The sequence below is a fragment of the Haloarchaeobius caseinilyticus genome, from assembly GCF_051207395.1.
In the GTDB taxonomy this organism is placed as follows: Archaea; Halobacteriota; Halobacteria; order Halobacteriales; family Natrialbaceae; genus Haloarchaeobius.
Genome location: NZ_JBPJZC010000004.1, coordinates 212,080 through 232,916 on the forward strand (window position 1 = coordinate 212,080; position 20,837 = coordinate 232,916).

The following is a 20,837-nucleotide window of genomic DNA, read 5'->3' on the forward strand; positions in this document are numbered from 1 at the left end:
GTCCTCGTTTCAGAACTGTGCGCGAATCCGGTCGACGACGTAGTCAGTCTCGTCGTCGGTGAGGCACATCGGGTTCACGGTGAACGCCTCGGGCAGACTGTCTGCACCAACGAACACCCGTGGTTCCTCCCGGCGGAGACCCGAGACTGCATTGGTCGCCGACACGCTCGCTTCTTCGGCGTCAACCGTGACGACGACTTCTGGCGCGACGTTCACCTTCCCAGCCGCGGAGAGTGACGTTTCGACACCCGGCAAGTCGCCGAGTTCGTCTGCGACGTACTCCGAACGCTCGGTCCACTCCCGGGCGTTCGCGTCGTGGTCCTCGTCGAGGAACGCGTCGAGCGCGGCGAGCAGGCCAGCGAGTTCCTCTTTGCCCACCTTCATCGGCCTGCCGATGCCCTGTCGCGGGACCCCGCCGAGGGCGTCGGGGTCGAGCAGCTCGGTCGGCGGTTCCCACACCTCCGCAGCCGCGTGCATGTCGAGATGCTGGGCCGCGACCGAGCGAATCAGGTCTTCGCGCCCGGCGAGGATACCGGTCGTCTGCGGCCCCCGAATCGCCTTGCCACCGCTGAAGGCGACGAGGTCCGCCCCTGCCTCGACGAACCGCTTGAAGTTCGCCACCGGCGGGAGTTCCGCAGCGGCGTCGACGATGACCGGCACGTCCGCCTCGTGCGCGATGTCGCACACCGTTTCGAGATCGGGTTCGGTGTACTCCTTCTGGACGTAGGCGACTGCTGCGGTGTCGTCGGTGACGGCCGCAGCGATCTCCCACGGTTCGGTGTTTCGCGAGCCCGTCCCGAGGTGGCGGTCGTTCGTCCCCACGTCGACGATGGTCGCTCCTGCGGCGCGGAGCGCGTGGTCGTAGCCGGTCCGGTGTGTCCGGGGCATGACGATTTCGTCCGCGAGACCGTCGGTGTCGGGAAGCTGGTCCATCGCGGCGATGTCTCCACCGGCGAGACAGGCCGCTGCACCGAGTGCGAGCGCGCTCGCGGCGCCGGACGTGACGTAGCCTGCATCGGCACCAGTGACCGCTGCGATTCGGTCGCTGGCCGCCGCTTGCAGGTCCGAGAGTCTGACGAACGCCTCGGCTGCGCGGTCCATCGCTTCGACCGCTTCGGGCCGGATGCGACTCCCGCCGATACGCGTCTTGGTCCCCGTCGCGTTCACGACGTGTGGCACACCGAACGTCTCGTAAATCGTGTCCTCTCCACTCATGTCCCAATGCGCGCTGCCCGACGGCAAAAGCGTGGTGGTGAGTCGAACGCCTCGACCGTCTGCACTGGCGAAACTGTAAAGGCCTCCATGCGTGTTGGCGAAGGAGAGAACAGATGAAGACAGCACTCGCGCTGCCCGCGAAGCGGGACCAGCGGTGGGACCTCGCGGCACAGGCCGGCGTCGACCAGGCGGTCGTCCACCCCCACATGAGCGACGTGGACAACGGTCGCCGTGGCGACACGCCGTGGTCCTACGACGACCTCCAGCGACTCCAGAACGCCTACGAACAGACCGGCCTACGACTCGGTGTCATCGAAGGCGGCACCCCACTGACGGACACGACGCGACTCGGCCTCGACGGCAGAGACGAGGAACTCGACCGATTTTGCGAGTTTGTCCGAACGATGGGTGCACTCGATATCCCCGTCCTCTGCTACTCGTGGATGACACACTTCTGGTGGCTCCGAACGACAGATACCTATCCGACGCGCGGCGACGCCTGGACGACGGCGTACGACCACGACCAGATGCAGCGCGGCCCGCGACCCGACATCCCGGACGTGACCGAAGCCGACCTCTGGGACAGTCTGGAGTACTTCCTCGACCGGGTCGTCCCCGTCGCGGAGGATGCCGGTGTTCGTCTCTCGATGCACCCCGACGACCCGCCGCTCAGTCCAATCCGGGGTGTCCCGCGAATCATGACCAGCGTCGACGCCTACGACCGTCTCCTCGACCTGTACCCGAGCGAGGCGAACAGCGTGAACTTCTGTCAGGGGAACTTCGCCGCGATGGGTGAAGACGTGCCCGCGGCCATCCGCCACTTCGGCGACGACATCTCGTTCGTCCACTTTCGGGACGTCGAGGGCACGACCGAACAGTTCGTCGAGGTCTGGCAGGACGACGGGCCGACCGACATGCACGCGTGTGTCGAAGCCTACCGGGACATCGGTTTCGACGGTCCTGCGCGACCCGACCACGTCCCGACGATGGCCGGGGAGAAACAGGACACTGCCGGGTACGAAACGAAGGGGCGACTCTTCGCCATCGGCTACATGACTGGACTCATCGAATCGGTCGGCCCGTGGGAGTGAGAACGGGATTCGCGCCGGGAGTGACGAGACGATTCTCACGACACCGTTTGGTCTTGTGAAACGGGTGGATACAGACTGGGACCGTCGTCGTCCCGCCTGTTCTCCACAATTTTCAAATAGCACGTCCGTGTCTTGGTACCATGCCCCGTGTCGATAGCGAAGCTATTCGGGAAGCAGCGGAACGGTTCGACGACGAAATCGTCCAGCGGACGCCAGTCGACCTGAGTCGGTCGCTCGGGTCGCACGCCGACGCGACCGTCTACCTCAAGATGGAACACCTCCAGCGAACAGGCTCGTTCAAGACCCGCGGCGCGACCAACAAGATGGCCGAACTGTGGGCGAGCGACCGCGACATCGACCACGTCGTCGCCGCGAGTGCTGGCAACCACGCACAGGGCGTCGCGCTCGCTGCGACCGCGACCGGGTTCGACGCCACCATCGTAATGCCCCAGAACGCGCCACAGGCGAAGATTGACGCGACCCGTGATTACGGAGCGTCCGTCACACTCCACGGACACGACTTCCAGCAGGCGATGGCACACGCCAAGGAGTTGTCCGGGCGAGACGGCACTGCGTTCGTCCACGCCTACGACGACCCCGCGGTCGTCGCCGGACAGGGCACGCTCGGCCTCGAAATCCTCGAAGACGTCCCGGACGTCGACACCGTCATCCTCCCCATCGGCGGCGGCGGCCTCATCGGTGGGACGGCCCTCGCCATCAAGAGCGAGCGACCAGACGTACGGGTCATCGGTGTCCAAGCCGAATCCGCGGCGACGGTCCCACAGAGCCTCCAGAAGGGTGGCCCGAACGACTGCGACGAGACGGACACCATCGCCGACGGCATCGCGACCGGTGGCATCTCGCAGTTGACGTACGACCTCATCGAAGCGCACGTCGACGAGGTCGTCACCGTCTCGGATAGCGACATCGCCCGGGGTATCCTGCTCCTGATGGAGCGAGCGAAGCAAGTGGTCGAGGGAGCCGGTGCGGCCGCGGTCGCACCACTGCTCACCGACGACGTAGATGTCACCGGTGAAACGGTCGTCCCCGTCCTCAGCGGTGGCAACCTCGACGTGTCGATGCTCCAGACCGTGCTCACGCACGAACTGAGCGCCCGAAGCCGACTCATCCAGTTGCGTATCCGCATCGACGACCGACCCGGCGTGTTAGAGACGATTTCGAGCATCGCGGGCACGCATGGTGCGAATATCCGGACGGTCCACCACTACCGGGCAAACGCGGACCTCGCCGTCGGTGAAGCCTACCTTACCTTCGAGATGGAGACGAGCGGGCGCGAACACGGTGCCGCAATCAAGGAGAGTATCCGCGACTCCGGGTTCGAAATCACACAGATCAACTGAGTGGGTGTCGTCGACCGAGTGTCCGCGGGGAGTCGTCAGCGCACGTCCGGCGTCTGCACACGTGCTACTAGCGAGCGAGTCGCAGAGACGATTCGGTCTTCGATGTCCGGCTTCCACGTCCCTGGAGCCGTCGTCAGTCTGATTACGTTCCCGCCCTCGTACCCACCGTCGTAAATCGCCTGCTTGGTTGGCACGTAGGTGAACGCGTCGTTCGAGTAGCCACTGACCCAGACCGGGCCGTCGAGTTCCTCCGTGAGCCGGAGCGAATACTCGACCAAGACTTCGCCAGCGAGGGCGACCATCGTCAGGTCCGTGCCGAACCCGAGCGCCTGTATCGGATACGGGTACTCACGCGGTACCGACCCGTACTCGTCGAGGGTCGCGAGCAGGTGCGACGCGCGCCACGACGCCGCCTCGTCATCGGCGTCGGCCATCTCTTCCAGCTCCGCCCGGCTGGGTGGGTCCTCGAACGCGATGTCTATCTCCTCGTAGGCCACCGTCAGTGGGCCACGGACTGGGCGACGTTCGGCCTGTAGTGCCGCCTCGACGCCGAGCGCGACGGCTCGTGCGTGCCCTTCGACGTACCGCTGTTCTCGCTCCGGGTACGCCTTCTGATCCCCACCACAGCCTTGGAGGAACAGTGCTGTCGCGTTCGGGTAGCGGTCTTCGAGGATTTCCTGCGTGTACCCTGCCCAGTCACCGGAGAACTCGGTCAGGTGTTGCACCGTCGTGTGACAGGCGTAGCCGAACACGAGACCAAAGATTGCGTCGTCGCCCGATTTCGTCGGGTCCTCGACGCTCAACACGGGAACGTCGTGGTCCACCGGCCCGCCGGCGTACGGCGTGAACGAGATGCCATCCTCGTACGGTCGTCGTCGGGACATGGCACTCCCGCAGCGGCCGTGACCGTACGTGAGTTCGGCGGGGCGACGGTCGTCCAGGGCGTCGCCGACGAGTGAGACGAGCGTCTCGACGAGGCTGTCCCGGTACTCGACAGCGCGCTGTTGGTACTTCTCGTCGACGCCGTAGGCTTCGAGCGGGAGAAATCGAATCCTGTCGGGCGACTTCGGACGAGACTGTCCGCCGCCTTCCGTATCCCCGCCAGTCGTCGCCGTTCGCGTGACCGGCCCCTGATGGGTGTGCGTCGCGTTCAGCAACAGTCGACGCGGTTCGAGGTCGTACGTCTCCGCACACCGTTCTGCGACGGCTGTGCGCAACTGGTGACCGACGAACAGTAACTCGACGCTCGCGATGACCGCCGTGTTTCCCGCCTCGTCCGACAGGGCGAGTGCCTTCGCGTGGAGGTCTTTGTGGATACCCTGCGAGGGCTCGTCGCGGGCGAAGAAGCCAGCCATCCACATCGGCTCGTCGGGCGTAATCGTCCGAGTTGCGGTTCCTGCTGACCACGGCGGTGACCGCTGTTGACTCACGCTGCTGGTGTCGGCGTCGTCCATAGCGAAAAGGCGTCCCGAATCGAGTTAACTATTCGCACTCTGCTGAGGGTGTCGCTCCCGGCTCGCCAGAAAGCGAACCTCGAGCGAATCCGGCGACGCGTCGGTGGTGACCCTACGACTGTCTCGCCGCGTCGAGTGCGAGTTCGATGTTGGCGAGCTGGTGGTAGCCGACCGTCACCTTCGGCGTCGGGTCGAGGGCTTCGTGGACCGCGTTCTCTCGCGTGAGCTTGAAGTACCAGTTCCCGTATTTCGTGTTCACGACGTTGTCCCACGCGTACGACCAGATGTCGTCGTACCACTCACCGTACTTGCTGTCGCCCGTCGCCGTGCCGAGGACGACTGCCGCCCCGATTCCCTCGGCCAGTGGCCAGTAGTACTTGTCCTCGACGACGGGCTCGCCGTCCCGGTCGAAGTTGTACACGAAGCCGCCGTACTCGTCGTCCCAGCCGGACTCGACTGCGGCTTCGAAGAACTGCTCTCCTCGCGAAAGCAGCCAGTCCTCCTCGCGGTGGCGTGCCAGCAGTCCCAGCAGCTTACTCCACTCCAGCAGGTGGCCGGGCTGGTAGCCCCACGGTCTGAACAGGTCACCGGGGTCGTCACGGTTGTACGCGTAGTCGAACTCCCAGTCCTCGGTGTAGTGTTCCCACAGGAGGCCGTCGCCCCGGTCGGTGAGTTCGCGAGCCAGTGACTCGGCGATTTCGTACGCCCGGGAGAGATACGCCGACTCTCCCGTCGCTTCGTACGCCGCGAGGTACGCTTCGCACATGTGCATGTTCGCGTTCTGTCCGCGGTAGGTCGATAGCGGCTCCCATTCGGCGTCGAGGTTCGACCGACACAGTCCGTGTGCTGGTTCCCAGAACTGCTCGACGATTGTCTCGACTGTCGGTTCGATGCGCGCTCTCGCACCGGGAATGCCCGCCCTCGCAGCCGTCGCGTAGGCGAGGAGGACGAACGCGTGGCCGTACGTCGACCGGGTATCGTCGACGACCTCCCGACCGTCGAGGAGCCAGGCGTAGCCGCCTGTCTCGGGGTCGTAGTGTGCAGTCTCGAGGAACTGGAGGCCGTGTTCGGCTGCGGACCGACACCAGTCCGGCCCGCCGAGGATGTGTCCCACGCTGTAGTTGAACACCAGTCGGCAGGTAGCGACGAGATGGCGACTGCGAGCGTCGTACACCGTCCCGTCGTCGTCGCGCAGTTGCGCGACGTAGCCACCGTGCGTGTGGTCTATCGACGCTGGGTAGGAGAAGTTGAGTAGATTCGTCGCATGCTGGTGCAGCCACCGCGGGTCTTGAAACGGGGCGTGGTCTGTGGTGAACATCGGTCGGTATGTCTGTCCAAGCCGACTCTCGCCGACTCATTAAGGCTTGTCCCGAGCGAGCCTCGTGTCGCAGTACTGTTTGGTACTGCCAAACGAAACCGTGGGGTTCAGTCGCTGAACACTGACCTCTCACCGCAAATCCGCCCACACATTACATACATAGTTCCGTAATGATTGCGAAGTTCTCCGCACTGAGTAAAAGATGACCCGCGCTAGCATCCATGGTACGAAATAACACAAAGCTGTTTAACATAGACAAACAGGTTAGGATCTTCTACACCGTAACCGTCGGAGCGTCGGCCCGAACGAACCGGTGACTCAGGGTCGCTTCGGCGAAGATGGTGTGGAACTGGACCAAAACAGTGCAGTAGCAACAGACAGTGAGCGGGCTGGGACCTCACACTCTCGTTTCTTCGCTTAGAACGGGAACAGCACTTCTTCGTCCTCCGCAGTCAGCGGACTGCCGTACTCACACGGCTCGAACGCTTCGGCGTAGTCGACCTCGTGCCCACGTTCCTCGCCGTATCGTTCGACGAGCAACTCGCGATAATCGTCTGCGACTTGCTTCGATTCGGTCAACCACTCAGTCGCCAGCCACTCCTTTCGTGCGCCCTCGTCGTCCGGGACCTCGTCGAGGTTGCCCCGGTTGTACGGGAGCCACTCGTAGAACTGCGAGGTGTGCTGGTGAAGCATCTCCAGTTTGTCGTCGACCACGTCGTCGATGTCGACGACCACGGCCGGATCGAACGGGTACGGTTTCTCGAATCCGTCCTGCACGTAGGCGATGACCGGGTCGGTCGAGAGCGGCTCCACGTCGGGACAGATGTTCGGGACCGTCACCATGTACGCCGAATCCTGCACGAGTCTCGACGTGTATCGGTGGTCGGGGTGGTAGTCGTTCGGTCGTGGGGCGAGGACGAGGTCTGGATCGTACTCGCGAATCTCGCGGATGAGTTCGCGCCGGTTGTCGAGCGTCGGCTGCAACTCGCCGTCTTCGTTGTCGTACACCTCGTAGTCGATACCGGCGACGGCGGCCGACTTTCGTGTCTCACGGCGGCGGCGTTCGACCAATTCGCTCCCACTGAGCCGGTGGTGGCCAGCACTGCCGTTCGTGAGCGAGAGGAACTTCACGTCGTGGCCCGCAGAAGCGTACTTGTTCGCAACGCCGCCGACTTTGATGTCACAGTCGTCCGGGTGCGCACCGATGGCTAGCACCCGCTTCGAGTCTCCCAACATATCGCGTACCGACGACGCTCGTCGACAAAAATCCCCCACCCGTGTGTGCCACTGTCCCGTTATTTCCACAACTAGTCAGCGACCATCCGGGAGACGATCGCTCCCCACAGCTCGGGGAGGTACTCCCACTCAAGAAACTCCTCCGGTGCCCAATGGGGCGCACAGTCGGTCGCGAATGCGAACGAACTGCCCGCACCGTAGTCGCCGACGACGAGGAATGGGTCGTCCCTGACGGTCGCCCATACCTCCGCGTTAGGTTTCGCTTCGAGGCGGTTGTAGCCGAGGACGTGGGGCCACGTGCCGGGTAGTTCACCTGGCGTCCCCTGGTCCTCCGGGACCGCACCGGCCGGCGTCTCGACGCGGTCGTCGGCCCGAGCGATTTCGACTGGGAGCACGTCGGCGACGGGCGTCATCCCGTACCTCGCTCGCCCGCCTTTCCCGGCGAAACTCATGTACCCGCCGACCATCCCTAAAGCGCCACCGTCCCGCACGTACTCTGCGAGTAGTGTGCACCTGTCCACGTCTGTCTCGCCGTCGGCCACCTGTGGGGTTATCTGCAACGTGTCCGCACCGATGTCGCTCAGGATGACGAGGTCGTACTGTGCGAGTTCGTCCAATGTCCGTGGAAACTCTGTGTTCGCGACGTGACACGGCTGGAACGTCACGTCACAGTCCGCCGTTTCGAGCGCGGCGATGACGTAGTCGGCTGGTTCGCCGTACTCGCTGTCCATGAACACGTTTCGACCTTTGACCTCGACGGTGAGCGTGAACCACGACTCACCAGCGAGTAGTACCGAGACCATAGCCTGTATGGCGTGACCACTGTTGTAACTGTACCGGCACTTGCGAGCGACGACTTCATTAACAAACCTAAGGGAGTTTAAATAGGATGAGTGTCGCCAGTCACCACCAACGATAGGTTCAGAAAATTGGTGTAGAAACGTCCTCCACTCTCGAAATCTCCCATAAATCTGTGAGGTAAAAATCCAAAATACTGCCAAACATTACATTCAGACGAGGAACGTCTTCCCCACCGAATCCTTACTAGAACACAAAAAGAGTTTGTTATCGGCCCCCAACGTGGCTGACGGAACACTACCGAGTGAAGCCAGCCGAGTGCGATTTGTTCCCCGCACGGCCAGCGGCTCGAATCACTTCGCCAACTCTGCCCGGTCGAGCGGCCGAGATGCTTCCCAGTATTGTTCGAATCGGTCGTTCGCCCACGCGAGAATCGTCTCGTCTCTCGTCTCGATCGAGCCCTGCAAGACGCCACGGTCGTCACGCAACAGGAGGTGAACGACGTCGTCGGCGACGAGGACCGCGAGCGGAATATCTTCGTCACGAACGTGAATCTCCGCGTTCGAGGCGTCGACGAGTGCTGCGAGGAGGTGACAGAGTTCTGAGTCTGCAGTAAGTGCGTCGATGGCCGACTGAGAGAACACGCCGTAGAACGAGAGACTTCCTTCGGTGACGCGTTCTTCGACAGCTGCGAGGCTCTGGTTGTTGAACGCGTGGGAGAAGGTCACCATCTCGTCGGCGGTCGCGGCGAGTTCTAGCGCCCGCTGCAGAGGCGCACCCGGTCGAGTCTCGGTGGGCTGAATGACCGTCGCGTCAGTGAGGTGAGAGAGGTCGAACGTGATGCTGTCGACCGGAAGATACGGCACCACGTCGCGGAGGTCACGTTCGGTGTCGAGAATCGTCAAGAGATTCGTAAAACCGTTGGAGACGAGTTCGCCAGTTGGCGTCGCGATGTACGACCCACCGTCGCGGCGTATCCACGACCGGTCCTGGAAGTCCTCCAAAATCCGGCCGAGCGTTGCCTGCGATGCCCCCGTCGCCTCCGCGAGGGCTGACCGCGTTCGAGAACCGTCCGAGAGTTCAGACAACACCGTGACCCGGTTCGACGAAAGCGCGAGAAACTCGATCTCCTCGAGCGCTGATTCCATGCCCGTACTCAGTGCGACGTCCCTATACCCGTTTCGCACTGTGAAAGATTTTCACGGTGTGGGGCTGGCGCACACTACGCGGTGGTTGCACGAACTGTAATAATTTCTAAACGAACCTAAAACCCTGTAGCCAGTAGGTGGGTGTATGATGAATACGTCACTCTCTTACGCCTGTTCTCACGGTTCGTTCAAAGCCCAGTCGAGCGAACGGCTTCGTTTGCGCCGCAGAGGGGAGGGCAGTCGCTGATGGCCGTCGACCGGAAGACTATCTTCGCGTTCCTCGCCGTCGCGGTGCTCTTCGGCGGGACGTTCGTCGCAGCCAAGCTCGGATTGTCGTACTTCCCACCGCTCCTGTTCGTCGCGATTCGGTTCGACATCGCGGCGGTACTGTTGGTCGGGTACGTCGTCGCGACCCGTCGTCGGAACCAGTTGATTCCCCGGACGACGGGCGACCTCGTCGGCATCCTCGCGACTGGTGTGTTCGCCATCGGTGGCGCGAACGCGCTCCTCTTCGTCGGCCAGCAGTACACGTCGTCCGCCGTCGGAGCCATCATCGCGAGCCTCAACCCCATCCTGACGCCGGTGTTCGCCGCGTTCCTCCTCTCTGACGAACGCGTCTCACCGCGGCTGGTGTCTGGGTTGCTCCTCGGGCTCGTCGGCGTCGCACTCGTCGTCGGGTTCGACCCCGCGAGCGTCACCAGCATCGGCTTCGGAAAGACGGTCATGTTCGTCGGTGCGGCAATCGGTGCCCTCGGGAGCGTCCTCATCCGCTGGGGCGACGGCAGCCTCACCAGTACGGTACGGACTGCGTGGGGGCTCCCCTTCGCCGCGGCCCTCTCGCACGGCCTCAGCGTGGCCGCCGGCGAACAGGTGTCCGCTGTCACACTCGCTCCGGAGGGACTGCTCGCCCTCGTCTACCTCGGCGTGTTCGCCGGCGCACTGGGCTACATCGCCTACTTCGGCCTCATCGACGACGTCGGCGCAGTCCGGGCGAACCTGGTGTTCTACGCCACCCCCATCGTCGCGACGCTCGGTGGCTGGGCACTGTTGTCCGAGTCGATTACCGCAAACACCGTGTTCGGCTTCGTCGTCATCTTCGCTGGTTTCGTCGTGTTGGGGAGCGAATCGGTCGACCTCGAAAGCGTGCTCCCGTTCGTCGATGGCAGTACTGAGGACGACGGAAGCTCGTGCCTCCGTGTCAATGGCGAGGCCCGCGGCTTCGAATCTGACTAGTCCTGTTCGGCTCGCCACCGACCGATGACGACGGCGATTGGCTCTGCTTCTTTCGTCGGTCCAACCGCGTCGTCGAGCGGTGCGAAGTACTCGGTCCCGGAGACCCGGCCGAGTTACATCGTGTGTGACTCACTGATTCGGCCGATGGTGACCAGTAGCGAGAGGAGCACGCCTGGGAGCATGCCGAAGAAGAGGACACCGACCAGTGCGCCCATCGCGATAGCGAACTCGCTCCGGCTGACTTCGTACAAGTGGCGCAGGCTAGGGATATCGACCAGCCCGGAGACGGCGACGATGACGACCGCAGCGAGCGTCGCCTTCGGAAGCGTGGTGAACACCTCCGTCAAGAAGACTAACACGAGGACGAGGACGAACGCGACGACCAGATTAACGAACTGGGTTCGGCCGCCGATTACTGGAGATTAGCAGACTGTTTCTGGTGTCGTTTCCGAGCAATCCAACGAACACAGCGAAAGACTACGTAGATGATCAGAGGAGATCCAGTAACGAGGAAATACGACGATTCGGGGAAGCGAATTTCGCCAGTATATTGGGACGGGGCGATAGCCGCACCTACCAGAAAGATACTGCACAGGAGGACTGCAACCGTAATGTTTCCCCACACGTATCGCAAGCGTCCCCGGAACAGACGGGAGAAAAAATACAGGAGAAGCGGTACGCAGGTCACAAGATAGAATCCCTCCGGTGGGAGATCGAGAGGCCTTCGGAGGTATGAGAGCGAGAGAGCGGATTCTCCGGTGTAGAGTATCAGCATAGTGAGTGCTAATCCCGCATCATTATCTACCGAATCCAGAATTCCCATAGGCTTACTCATACTTGCCGCTCAAAGTAAATTCCGCTATTTTCTAGTAGTCTCTCCAGCTTTTCAGCCACCGTCAAGTAGTGTAGTACATCACTTTCCTGTCTGTAACACCGAGGCCGAGAAATCGTGTAACCGATACGCGGACTGTATTTAGCAGGACTGCTGAACCCTATCACTTATTGAGAATATCAACAAGGCCGGTAGACCCGAACGAGGCGCCCGAACAATTAGACCGAGCTGCGCGTGCGCTGGACCGGGTGAACACCCTCACTTCGGGGTTAGTCGAGATGGTTCGCGAAGGCCACATCGTCACCGAGTTCAGCTCGGTCTCACTCGTCGACTGCGCCGAGCGAGCGTGGGAACGTCTCGATAGGGTCGACAGCACGCTGGTCATCGATGAAGAGACTGGAACGATACAGGGCGACGAAGCGCGCGTGCAATTCCTGTTCGAGAACGTCTTCCAGGGCATGCTCTTGTTGGGTGACGACGACGTGAATATTCGTGTCGGGACCCTCGAGAACGGATTCTTCGTCGAGGACGACGGCCCCGGTATTCTACGAGACGAACGCAAAGTCATGCTAGGAGAGGGCTACAACCCATCCAAGCGAGGAACTGCACTCATCGTCAACATCGTCCAACTCATCGCGACAGTACACAACTGGGAGGTCGCATTGACCGAGAGAACTGACGGAGGCCTCCGCGTCGAGTTTACTACTCTTCAGAACTCAAATCCAGTCGAGTGAAATTGACCATTCTTTGAACGACTTCCCCCCTTTCGAATCCGGGCTCGCCGAACTGAGTGACGACGATGCCTGGACCCGTTCGTCAGTCGAGCGTGACGAACGAGAGCGTCGCCAACTCGTCGACACTGTACGCCAGCGCGTCAGACTGAGAGACGCCATCGGGCGTCGTCACGTCCATGACGAGCGGGGCATTTCCAACAGCTCCACCTTTTGCACCGCCGAACACGTAGCCGCCTGCAGTCTCCTCGACCGGACGCAGCCCACCGAAGTTCTCGGACTGGACCATCGCGACGAGCTCGAGGGCAGCCGCGTCCACCCCGTCGAAAGCCTCACGGTCGAGGCTGAGCGTGACCGTCCCAGCGTCGGTATCGACACTGTCTCAGACCGAGATGGTGTTCCCGTCGCCGTCGGTCAGGGCCGGGACTTTCTCCGCCACCCCCGCCGACACAGCCAGCGAAGACCACCGTGAACACGACCGCCAACGTGACCACTCGATGGTTCATGCGCTACCTCCAACACGCGCTGGTAGCAGCATTTCGATGGACGGCAGTATGAGAAATCCACCGGTCCGCTCTCCCGAGCCAGTATCTGAACTGTGATACATATCCCGAAGAGTGCTCGGGATACTAATATTTATTCTCGGTGAACGATGTTCAAGACCTGAACAACGGGCGAGAGCACCGATGGAAGACGATACTGCTAAACACTCACTCTGTAAAACTTTTCAATAGGGTACGATGAATTCGCCACGCGAAGAGGTCACGTTCGTCGCTCGTTCTGAGAACCGGGTCGCCGTCCTCAGTACGATGGATGACAGGCCCATCACGAGAACGGACTTAGAGGAGCGCGCGAACGTCAGCCGTGTCACACTCGGCCGAATCCTCGCGGACTTCGAAGACCGAGGTTGGGTCGAAGAAACTGGCGGTGGCTACAACAGGACTCCGACCGGTGAAATGGTCGCAGGGGCACTCGACGAGTTGTTCGAAACCATCGCCGTCGCCCGAAAACTCGATAGCGTCGTCCAGTGGCTCCCGACCGAAGAGATGCCGTTCGACCTCCAGCGGCTCGGAAGTGCAGACGTCACATTGCCGGGCCCAGCAGACCCAGCAGCGCCGACGCGACGTGCCGGTCAGCGCCTCCGAGACACCGTACACGTCAGACTCCTCATGTCCGTCATCGTCGCTGAAGTCGTCGAAGCCTGCTGGGACGCGACGGTCAACGGAAACCAACAGTTCGAGGGCGTCTTCACGCCCGAAGTCGCCGAGACCATGGTGACCGACCCGACGATGAGTGCACAGGTGGCAGAGATGGTCCAGACCGACCAGGTTACGATCTACCTGACCGAGGAACCGTTCCCGTTCATACAGGGACTGCTGGATGACATCGTCGCTTTCGGCGTCACCGACGAGGAGAACCTGCCACGTGCCTACTTCGAAACACAGGACGAGACAGTGCGTGCGTGGGTCGAGTCGACGTACACACACTATCGGAATCGTGCCGAAGAAGTCACTCCCGAATCGTTCGGTTTTTGACGCTGCCACACCGAAAATTGACTCCCGACAGGAGCCAAATTTATCTAAATTTGTCATACTCTAAAATTTTAACTATTGTGGTTTCTTTTGTGTTATCTATTCTGACACTCCCTTCGAAGGTGTTCAAATAATGAAAATATGAAACCAGTTTGCCAACCAGTACCTCAAATTGCTTTATCTTTTGAATAGAATAGTGGATTTTATGGCTATTTGTAAACCATGATAATAAATGTACCGAAGTCCCTAAATAACAATAGTTTTATCCTTTTCAAAATGGTCTAATTTTCTTTTATTTGGGTGTTGCTAGTTTTTCACCCTGCTCTTACGGCCCCAGAGACAGATTTATCTGGGCAGTAGCCGAGTGAACGGACGAGCCGGATGACTCACGACGCCTTCGACGCAGACCGGTGGGCCACGAGACTGGTTCGCGACACGGAGGGTGCGCACCGATACGATGGCGAGACGGGGACAGCCTTCACCGAGTGGCAGCGCCAGTTTCGGAACGACCTCCGAACAGTGCTCGGACTCTACGTCGTCGAACGGACCGCGCGAGTGACTCCGAATCCACATCGTCACGAAGTCGATGTAGTCGACGACCACGAGCGACAACGCTGGTCGCTCCGCACTGAGCCGGACTGGCGACTCCCGTTCTCGATCATGCTGCCGGCTGACGCCGAGCCACCGTTCCCAGTCGTCCTCACTGTCCACGGACACACAGACTTCGGGACCGACGTCTCGATGGGTGTCGCAGCGACCGAGGATGCCCGTCGACAGATAGCGGTGGAACGCCGAGATATCGCTCGACAAGCCGTCGACAACGGGTTTGCAGCCGTCGTCCCAGCCGTACGTGGATTCGGTGCACTGGAGGCGACGGGGCCACGATGGGAGGGCGAACGGTCCTGCACGGCGCTACAGCACGTGGCACAACTGTTCGGGCGGACTCTCGCCGGCGACCGGGTCTGGGACATACTCCGGGTGCTGGACTTCGTCGCCGACGCGCCGCAGTTCGACAGTGACCGAATCGGCATCACTGGGCACTCAGGCGGAGGCGCAGTCGCGTTGTTCGCCAGCGCACTCGACGAGCGGCTGTCCGTCGCTTCGGTAAACTCGTACCTTTGTGCGGTCGAACAGTCCATCGTCGGAATCGATCACTGCGCCTGTAACTACGTCCCCGGACTTGCGACGCTCGGCGACCTGCCCGATATCGCAGGACTGGTCGCGCCACGACCCCTCGTCGTCACAGCGGGTCGCGACGATTCTATTTTCCCCATCAAGGGCGTGAGAGTCGCCTTCGACCGCGTCCAGACGATGTACGACGCAGTCGGAAGGACGGAGGACTGTACACTGTTCGTCGGGGATGGCGGTCACCGCTACTACCCCGACGGGGTGTGGCCGTTCTTCGACAAGCGACTCTGAGCGAGTCTATCCGACTATGCGCAGCATCGAGAGCCAGACTTCCGGACCGACTCTTCGTCGTTGACCCTTCGCCGCGTCCGGAGTCTACATAGTGGTTCGAGTGGATGGTGGGAACATGCGACACGACGAGTTCGACTTCCACAACGTCGCGGAGCTACGCGAACCCGACGAAGAGGACCACGATACCCACAGAGACGGCCTTCTCCTGCAACGAGTGCCCGAGTCGGTTCGACAACGGTTGAACGACGGTGCACAACGACGGATGCGTCACCCCGCAGGTGTCGAACTTCGGTTCGTCCCTGACGGGCCGGTCGAGGTGACCCTCTCGACGATTCCGGTGAAGGACAGAGAGTCAGGAACCGTCCGGGTGTTCTGGGGACCGTTCCAAACGCACCAGACCGTCGAAATTGGACCGGAACCGACGACGATTCGCGTCGAGTTCCCCGAGAAACTCGCCGACATCGTGCCCGAAGTCCGCGAAGAACTGTCGTTCGACCCACGCGTCTGTCGAATCTGTCTCCCGGGCGAACACCGCGGTGGGCACATGGTCTACCACAGTGCCGAGGGCGACCGGCGACCACCAGTCGACGACGAACTGCCAGACACACGCTATCTCGCCTACGGCACTTCCATTACCGAAGGGGAGGCGCCGCTCGCTGAACACTTGACGTACGCGAGTCAGACCGCGACGCGACTCGGGGCAGAGCTCGTCAACCTGGGGTCCTGTGGTACTGCGTACTGCGACCCTGCGATGGCGGAGTTCATAGCTGGACGAGACGACTGGGACGTCGCGACGCTGGCGCTCTCGGTGAACATGGTCGGCCGCTTCCCTGTCGAAACGTTCGAGGAGCGTGCTGCGGCGATGGTCGACGCGGTCGCGTCGGCGCACCCTGAGAAACCGGTCGGCGTCGTCACCATCTACACGAACGGCCGCGACGTGTGTGCTGGGCACTCCGAGGCTGTGGAGTGCGAACAGTTCCGCGAATCCCTGCGTCGAGTCGTCAAAGAGTCGTCGCAGGCCAACGTCCACCTGTTCGAAGGGCCTGCCATCATCGACGGCATCGAGGGAATGACGCCCGACCTCACACACCCAGGCGACAATGCGATGATCCGCATGGGCGAGAATCTCGCGAGCGAACTGCAACCGCTGCTGTCGGAGTGACCGCCGGCGGTTCTCCCGACAGTCCGCAGCCCGTTCGACTGTCCGCAGCGACGGGTGAAAGACACCGGAAACCCGAGCCATTTGTCTGTGGGTTTCGTGACCACAGAACATGCACACCCTGCAGGCGGTAGACGAGAGTCCGTCGAGCGTCCCCACCGTCAAAATCGGCTACGTCGGCGGTGTCACCCCGTTGGTCGCGGGGGAACTGCCGCCGCAGGTTCGGTCGATGGTCGAGCGTCACGTCACGAACCAAGAGACGCTCGTCGAAGCGGGATTCACGGGTAACCTCGACCTCGCGTTTCAGGCGTTCCTCAACGAACCGCTGGTCGACATCCCCAGAGAAGACGCGAGAGACCTGTTCGCCGAACTGGTCGAGACAGAGCGCGAGTACTTCGCCGAGTACGACCTCGACAGCGCGTCAGTACTCGACTGAAAACGTGGTTGGGTAGCGAGTCCGACGCGACTCAGTCTTCTTGCGCGTCGGCCACCGCGACGCCCGCGAGGTTGACGATGTCGGCGACTTCGTCGCCACGCTGGAGAACGTGGACTGGCTTATCCATACCGACGAGCATCGGCCCGATGGCTTCCGCGCCACCGAGGCGCTGGAGCAGTTTGTAGCCGATGTTGCCCGCTTCGAGATTCGGGAAGACGAGTACGTTCGCGGCCTCGTCCAGTTCCGAGAACTCGTACGTGTCGGTGAGCATCTCGTCGACCACGGCCGTGTCGGCCTGCATCTCACCGTCGACCGGGAAGTCAACGTCGGGGTCGTTCCGCAGCATTTCCGCGGCTTTGCGGGGCTTGCGCGTCCCCTGATTGTCGACCGAGCCGAAGTCGGAGTACGAGAGGATGGCGACCCGCGGGTCGACGTTGAACCGGCGCGCGAGCGAAGCGGTCTGTCTGGCCACCTCCGCGAGTACATCCTCGTCGGGGTCCTGATTCACCGTCGCGTCGGCGCAAAAGACGACTCTGTTCTTGAACGTCAGCATGTACACCCCAGCGGCGTAGTCGACGTCCGGTGCGGTCCCGACGACCTGCAGCGGCGGCCGAAGGGCCGATGGGTAGTGCTCCGTCAGACCGGTCAGCATCGCGTCGGCTTCCCCCAGTTCGACCATCACGCTGCCGAGGTACGCGCCGTCTCTGATGAGTTCGCCTGCTTCGGTCCGGGTGACTCCTTTGCGCTGTCTGAGCTCGTACAGCCGGTCAGCGTACGGGGCTAGGTCACGCTCCAGCGGGTCGACGACCTCGGGTTCGAACGAGAGACCGAGGTCGTCGACGGTCCGGCGAATCCGGGCGTGGTTGCCGAGCAGCACAGGCTCTGCGATGCCCTGGTCCGACAACTGGTAGGCCGCGCGAATCATCTTCTCGTGCTGGCCTTCGGAGAGGATGACGCGCTTCGGTTCGGACTTCGCCTTGTTGAGGACGACGCGCATCATCTCCCGAGACTTCCCGAGACGAGCTTCGAGTTCTTCGACGTACTCCGCCTCGTCGAATTCATGTTCGCTCGCACCGCTCTCGATGGCCGCCCGAGCGACCGCCGGGGACACCTCGAACAGCACCCGCGGGTCGAGCGGCTTCGGGATGATGTACTCCGGGCCGAACTGGAGCGGGTCGTCGCCGTACGCTTTGCGCACCGCGTCGGGCACGTCCTGCTTGGCGAGTTCCGCGAGTGCCTCGGCAGCGGCGACCTTCATCGCCTCGTTGATCTCCGTCGCGCGGATGTCGAGCGCACCGCGGAAGATGAAGGGGAACCCGAGGACGTTGTTCACCTGATTCGGGTAGTCGGAACGACCGGTCGCCATGATGACTTTGTCGTCGCGGGCCTGTTTCGCTTCCTCGTAGCCGATTTCAGGCTCGGGGTTCGCCATCGCGAACACGATGGGGTCGGCGGCCATCGACCGGAGCATCTCCTGGCTCACGATGCCACCGACGGAGAGGCCGACGAACACGTCCGCGCCCGCCATCGCGTCGGCGAGGTCGCCCTCGGGGCAATCCTGTGCGAACGCGCAAGTGAAGTCGTCGAGATGGTCCTCGGACTCAGCCCGGTCCTCGGTGATGATGCCGTCTACGTCGCACATCGTGATGTTCTCGCGCTCGACGCCGAGCGAGACGTAGAAACGGGCAGTCGCGGTCGCGGCCGCGCCGGCTCCGGCGAAGGTGACAGAGAGGTCGGAGAGGTCCTTCCCGGCGATTTCGCAGGCGTTGAGGAGCGCCGACCCAGAGATGATGGCAGTGCCGTGCTGGTCGTCGTGGAAGACGGGGATGTCCATGCGCTCGCGCAGTTCGCGCTCGATTTTGAAACACTCGGGCGCTTTGATGTCTTCGAGGTTGATACCCCCGAACGTCGGTTCCATCGCGGCGACGTGTTCGATGAACTCGTCCGCGTCGCCGTCGAGTTCGAGGTCGAACACGTCGACGTCGGCAAAGCGTTTGAACAGCACACCCTTGCCCTCCATCACGGGCTTCGAGGCTTCGGGACCGATGTCGCCGAGGCCGAGGACTGCCGACCCGTCCGAGACGACGGCGACGAGGTTGCCTTTCGACGTGTACTTGTACACGTCTTGGACGTGCTCCGCGATTTCTCGGCACGGCGCAGCCACGCCGGGCGAGTACGCGAGCGAGAGGTCGCGTTGCGTACTCGTCGGTTTGGTCGTCGAAATCGCTACCTTACCGGGTGGGTCCCGGCTGTGATAGTCCAGCGCTTCCTTCGTGGGGTCCATACGTTGGCTAGCTACAGCACCGGGTAAACCTGTTGTGGTGGCCACGGTCGTAGGTGCTGAGCCAACACACGTCCACCCATCTACGCACCGACCGCGTGTCCAAACCGTTTTTACACCATTCGTCCTACTCTCGGTAGGAATGACCGACGACGGCACGGACGACGGGGACGCCTCGACGACACGCCCGGCACGGCGCAGCAAGGTCGGTCGGGTCATCGAAGAGCGCGAGCTGGATGGACTCGGCGAAGAACTCGAAGCGTACTGGACCGGGACCGGGTCCGAACAGTACAGCCTCCGCGAACTCGCGGACCTGTTCAATCACCGCGTCCTCCGCGCTGCCATGCAGGCAGCGAACATGGAGATACTCGACGGCGAGGTAGAGAACTTTTACGAGTTGCTCACCGGCGACGAAGTGACCGGTGGGACGCAGGTCCAGACTGAGCGCAGACTCGAACGCGAGGGTCTGGACGTCGACAGCCTGAAAAGTGATTTCGTGTCGCATCAGGCGATTCACACCTACCTGACCAAGTACCGCGGTGTCGAGCGCGTCGAGGACGACCAGGACCAGATCTCGAAGACCCAAACGACGATAGAACAGCTTCGAAACCGTGTGCAGGCCATCACCGACACGTCCATCACGTCACTCGTGAACACCGGCCGCATCTCCCTCGGTGACTTCGACGTCTTCGTCGACGTGCGAATCACCTGCAACGACTGTCAGACGCAGTACTCGTTCACGGACTTGCTCGATAGAGAGCGCTGCGAGTGCGACTGAGGGGAACGGCTACCTGCACGAGACGCACGTGTTCTGTTCTCCATCCATCGAAACGACGACTCCCCGCGAACGGCGGGAGACGCGAACGAGAGGGGAGTGGTGCAAGCGGAGCCGAAGGCGTTCGACTCTCCCGTCGTCTTCACCTCGACAGAGTAGATCGCGTCCCTCCCAGCCCCACAGGCGTTCCCGAGCACTTGCGACCGTTCTCTCTGACGGCCATGGATATTCCAACGGGTCACAGAGAGCGACACGCCAGTGGACGGATCTTGATCTCGCATTCGCCCAAGTCCACGCCCACGATGCGATATTGGCCGTCGTCGATGAGTCGCTGGGCGTGTCGCTGCCTCGCCTGGCAGCCGAGTCACGTGAACCCATTACTGTAACAACGTACCCGGTGACGTTCGCTACCACGGTTCCCCACACACGAACATTACATCACTAGTTCTGTAATAGTAGTCTTTGGTATGGGGTGGGGGTGGGTGGAAGAAAGCCCGACGGAACGGATCATCGACACCCACATCGCGAGAACTCCCGTTATGATGGGTGTGAACGGCCGACAACGCCACCGACACGAGTTCGCCACAGGGGAACGAGTCGTCCTGCTAAGTTCAGTACAGGTCGTCGCTTGCACACCCCAAATGGTCCATACTGACCCTCCAGATGTCCAACGTGGCCGGTCTTCTCCCCCTATCTGGCCCGAATCCGCGTCGAACGGGGCCTGTCTTGTTACCACGGCACACATTCTTCGTGCCCCTCTCGGGAACGCACGCACTCAGCACGGACGAAGGCCACCATCGATGACCATCATCACACCG

Annotated in this window: 16 protein-coding genes and 2 pseudogenes; 9 read left to right on the forward strand and 9 right to left on the reverse strand. The window is 61.9% G+C overall.

The window, feature by feature from the left end; translation table 11 throughout:
- Window positions 1–9: 9 nt before the first annotated feature.
- Window positions 10–1,215 (reverse strand): aminotransferase class V-fold PLP-dependent enzyme, encoded by a 1,206-nt coding sequence (locus ACSC1P_RS18625; RefSeq protein WP_435361714.1) that lies wholly within the window; start codon window positions 1,213–1,215, stop codon window positions 10–12.
- A 113-nt stretch (window positions 1,216–1,328) separates the two neighbouring features.
- Between ACSC1P_RS18625 and ACSC1P_RS18630 the strand changes: the two genes are divergently transcribed.
- On the forward strand, window positions 1,329–2,306 hold the full coding sequence (locus ACSC1P_RS18630; RefSeq protein ID WP_435361715.1) for a mannonate dehydratase: 978 nt from the start codon (window positions 1,329–1,331) through the stop codon (window positions 2,304–2,306).
- Between the two features lie 140 nt (window positions 2,307–2,446).
- Entirely contained in the window at window positions 2,447–3,667 is a 1,221-nt protein-coding gene (ilvA, locus tag ACSC1P_RS18635) for a threonine ammonia-lyase (RefSeq protein WP_435361716.1), read from the forward strand.
- A gap of 35 nt (window positions 3,668–3,702) precedes the next feature.
- Here the strand turns inward: ilvA and ACSC1P_RS18640 are convergent, their stop codons facing one another.
- The 5 genes from ACSC1P_RS18640 to ACSC1P_RS18660 all read right to left on the reverse strand — a co-directional run bounded on the left by ACSC1P_RS18640 (window position 3,703) and on the right by ACSC1P_RS18660 (window position 9,621).
- Window positions 3,703–5,121: a hypothetical protein gene (locus ACSC1P_RS18640; RefSeq protein WP_435361717.1), complete on the reverse strand. Its 1,419-nt coding sequence runs from the start codon at window positions 5,119–5,121 to the stop codon at window positions 3,703–3,705.
- Window positions 5,122–5,233: 112 nt separating this feature from the next.
- Window positions 5,234–6,439 (reverse strand): AGE family epimerase/isomerase, encoded by a 1,206-nt coding sequence (locus ACSC1P_RS18645; RefSeq protein WP_435361718.1) that lies wholly within the window; start codon window positions 6,437–6,439, stop codon window positions 5,234–5,236.
- 417 nt (window positions 6,440–6,856) lie between these two features.
- Entirely contained in the window at window positions 6,857–7,675 is an 819-nt protein-coding gene (locus tag ACSC1P_RS18650; RefSeq protein WP_435361719.1) for a PIG-L deacetylase family protein, read from the reverse strand.
- Window positions 7,676–7,746: 71 nt separating this feature from the next.
- The gene (locus tag ACSC1P_RS18655) at window positions 7,747–8,478 is read right to left on the reverse strand and encodes a glutamine amidotransferase (protein WP_435361720.1); all 732 of its coding nucleotides are present in this window, start codon (window positions 8,476–8,478) and stop codon (window positions 7,747–7,749) included.
- A 348-nt stretch (window positions 8,479–8,826) separates the two neighbouring features.
- A complete protein-coding gene (locus tag ACSC1P_RS18660; RefSeq protein WP_435361721.1) occupies window positions 8,827–9,621 on the reverse strand; it encodes a helix-turn-helix transcriptional regulator in 795 nt (264 codons plus the stop codon).
- A gap of 246 nt (window positions 9,622–9,867) precedes the next feature.
- Between ACSC1P_RS18660 and ACSC1P_RS18665 the strand changes: the two genes are divergently transcribed.
- A complete protein-coding gene (locus tag ACSC1P_RS18665) occupies window positions 9,868–10,854 on the forward strand; it encodes a DMT family transporter (protein ID WP_435361722.1) in 987 nt (328 codons plus the stop codon).
- A gap of 113 nt (window positions 10,855–10,967) precedes the next feature.
- Here the strand turns inward: ACSC1P_RS18665 and ACSC1P_RS18670 are convergent, their stop codons facing one another.
- Window positions 10,968–11,267: a SulP family inorganic anion transporter gene (locus tag ACSC1P_RS18670; RefSeq protein WP_435361936.1), complete on the reverse strand. Its 300-nt coding sequence runs from the start codon at window positions 11,265–11,267 to the stop codon at window positions 10,968–10,970.
- Window positions 11,268–11,964: 697 nt separating this feature from the next.
- Here ACSC1P_RS18670 and ACSC1P_RS18675 point away from each other — a divergent pair.
- Window positions 11,965–12,420: an ATP-binding protein gene (locus ACSC1P_RS18675; RefSeq protein WP_435361723.1), complete on the forward strand. Its 456-nt coding sequence runs from the start codon at window positions 11,965–11,967 to the stop codon at window positions 12,418–12,420.
- Window positions 12,421–12,502: 82 nt separating this feature from the next.
- Here the strand turns inward: ACSC1P_RS18675 and ACSC1P_RS18680 are convergent.
- A pseudogene (locus tag ACSC1P_RS18680) lies at window positions 12,503–12,781 on the reverse strand (glucodextranase DOMON-like domain-containing protein); the annotation flags it as partial.
- A 376-nt stretch (window positions 12,782–13,157) separates the two neighbouring features.
- On the opposite strand from ACSC1P_RS18680, the gene ACSC1P_RS18685 reads away from it, so the two are divergent.
- The 4 genes and pseudogenes from ACSC1P_RS18685 to ACSC1P_RS18700 all read left to right on the forward strand — a co-directional run.
- Window positions 13,158–13,952: a helix-turn-helix transcriptional regulator gene (locus ACSC1P_RS18685; protein ID WP_435361724.1), complete on the forward strand. Its 795-nt coding sequence runs from the start codon at window positions 13,158–13,160 to the stop codon at window positions 13,950–13,952.
- Between the two features lie 378 nt (window positions 13,953–14,330).
- Window positions 14,331–15,368, forward strand: a complete 1,038-nt coding sequence (locus ACSC1P_RS18690; RefSeq protein ID WP_435361725.1) for an alpha/beta hydrolase family protein — start codon at window positions 14,331–14,333, stop codon at window positions 15,366–15,368.
- 115 nt (window positions 15,369–15,483) lie between these two features.
- Window positions 15,484–16,530 carry an SGNH/GDSL hydrolase family protein gene (locus ACSC1P_RS18695; protein WP_435361726.1) on the forward strand — a complete coding sequence of 349 codons (1,047 nt, stop codon included), beginning with the start codon at window positions 15,484–15,486 and terminating at the stop codon, window positions 16,528–16,530.
- A 181-nt stretch (window positions 16,531–16,711) separates the two neighbouring features.
- Window positions 16,712–16,963, forward strand: a pseudogene (locus ACSC1P_RS18700) (family 4 glycosyl hydrolase); the annotation flags it as partial.
- Window positions 16,964–16,994: 31 nt separating this feature from the next.
- On the opposite strand, the gene ACSC1P_RS18705 reads toward ACSC1P_RS18700, so the two are convergent.
- Complete coding sequence (locus ACSC1P_RS18705) at window positions 16,995–19,247, reverse strand: NADP-dependent malic enzyme (protein WP_435361727.1); 2,253 nt, start codon at window positions 19,245–19,247, stop codon at window positions 16,995–16,997.
- A 139-nt stretch (window positions 19,248–19,386) separates the two neighbouring features.
- Between ACSC1P_RS18705 and rdfA the strand changes: the two genes are divergently transcribed.
- On the forward strand, window positions 19,387–20,022 hold the full coding sequence (gene rdfA, locus ACSC1P_RS18710; protein WP_435361728.1) for a rod-determining factor RdfA: 636 nt from the start codon (window positions 19,387–19,389) through the stop codon (window positions 20,020–20,022).
- The last annotated feature ends 815 nt before the right edge of the window (window positions 20,023–20,837 follow it).

Excerpts from the sequence above, each read along its gene's own strand:
- rdfA (WP_435361728.1), top strand. The coding sequence starts at position 19,387 with ATGACCGACGACGGCACGGACGACGGGGACGCCTCGACGACACGCCCG.
- ACSC1P_RS18625 (WP_435361714.1), bottom strand. The coding sequence starts at position 1,215 with ATGAGTGGAGAGGACACGATTTACGAGACGTTCGGTGTGCCACACGTC.
- ACSC1P_RS18650 (WP_435361719.1), bottom strand. The coding sequence starts at position 7,675 with ATGTTGGGAGACTCGAAGCGGGTGCTAGCCATCGGTGCGCACCCGGAC.
- ACSC1P_RS18685 (WP_435361724.1), top strand. The coding sequence starts at position 13,158 with ATGAATTCGCCACGCGAAGAGGTCACGTTCGTCGCTCGTTCTGAGAAC.
- ACSC1P_RS18690 (WP_435361725.1), top strand. The coding sequence starts at position 14,331 with ATGACTCACGACGCCTTCGACGCAGACCGGTGGGCCACGAGACTGGTT.
- ACSC1P_RS18660 (WP_435361721.1), bottom strand. The coding sequence starts at position 9,621 with ATGGAATCAGCGCTCGAGGAGATCGAGTTTCTCGCGCTTTCGTCGAAC.
- ACSC1P_RS18640 (WP_435361717.1), bottom strand. The coding sequence starts at position 5,121 with ATGGACGACGCCGACACCAGCAGCGTGAGTCAACAGCGGTCACCGCCG.
- ACSC1P_RS18655 (WP_435361720.1), bottom strand. The coding sequence starts at position 8,478 with ATGGTCTCGGTACTACTCGCTGGTGAGTCGTGGTTCACGCTCACCGTC.
- ACSC1P_RS18665 (WP_435361722.1), top strand. The coding sequence starts at position 9,868 with ATGGCCGTCGACCGGAAGACTATCTTCGCGTTCCTCGCCGTCGCGGTG.
- ilvA (WP_435361716.1), top strand. The coding sequence starts at position 2,447 with ATGCCCCGTGTCGATAGCGAAGCTATTCGGGAAGCAGCGGAACGGTTC.
- ACSC1P_RS18645 (WP_435361718.1), bottom strand. The coding sequence starts at position 6,439 with ATGTTCACCACAGACCACGCCCCGTTTCAAGACCCGCGGTGGCTGCAC.
- ACSC1P_RS18695 (WP_435361726.1), top strand. The coding sequence starts at position 15,484 with ATGCGACACGACGAGTTCGACTTCCACAACGTCGCGGAGCTACGCGAA.
- ACSC1P_RS18630 (WP_435361715.1), top strand. The coding sequence starts at position 1,329 with ATGAAGACAGCACTCGCGCTGCCCGCGAAGCGGGACCAGCGGTGGGAC.
- ACSC1P_RS18705 (WP_435361727.1), bottom strand. The coding sequence starts at position 19,247 with ATGGACCCCACGAAGGAAGCGCTGGACTATCACAGCCGGGACCCACCC.
- ACSC1P_RS18675 (WP_435361723.1), top strand. The coding sequence starts at position 11,965 with ATGGTTCGCGAAGGCCACATCGTCACCGAGTTCAGCTCGGTCTCACTC.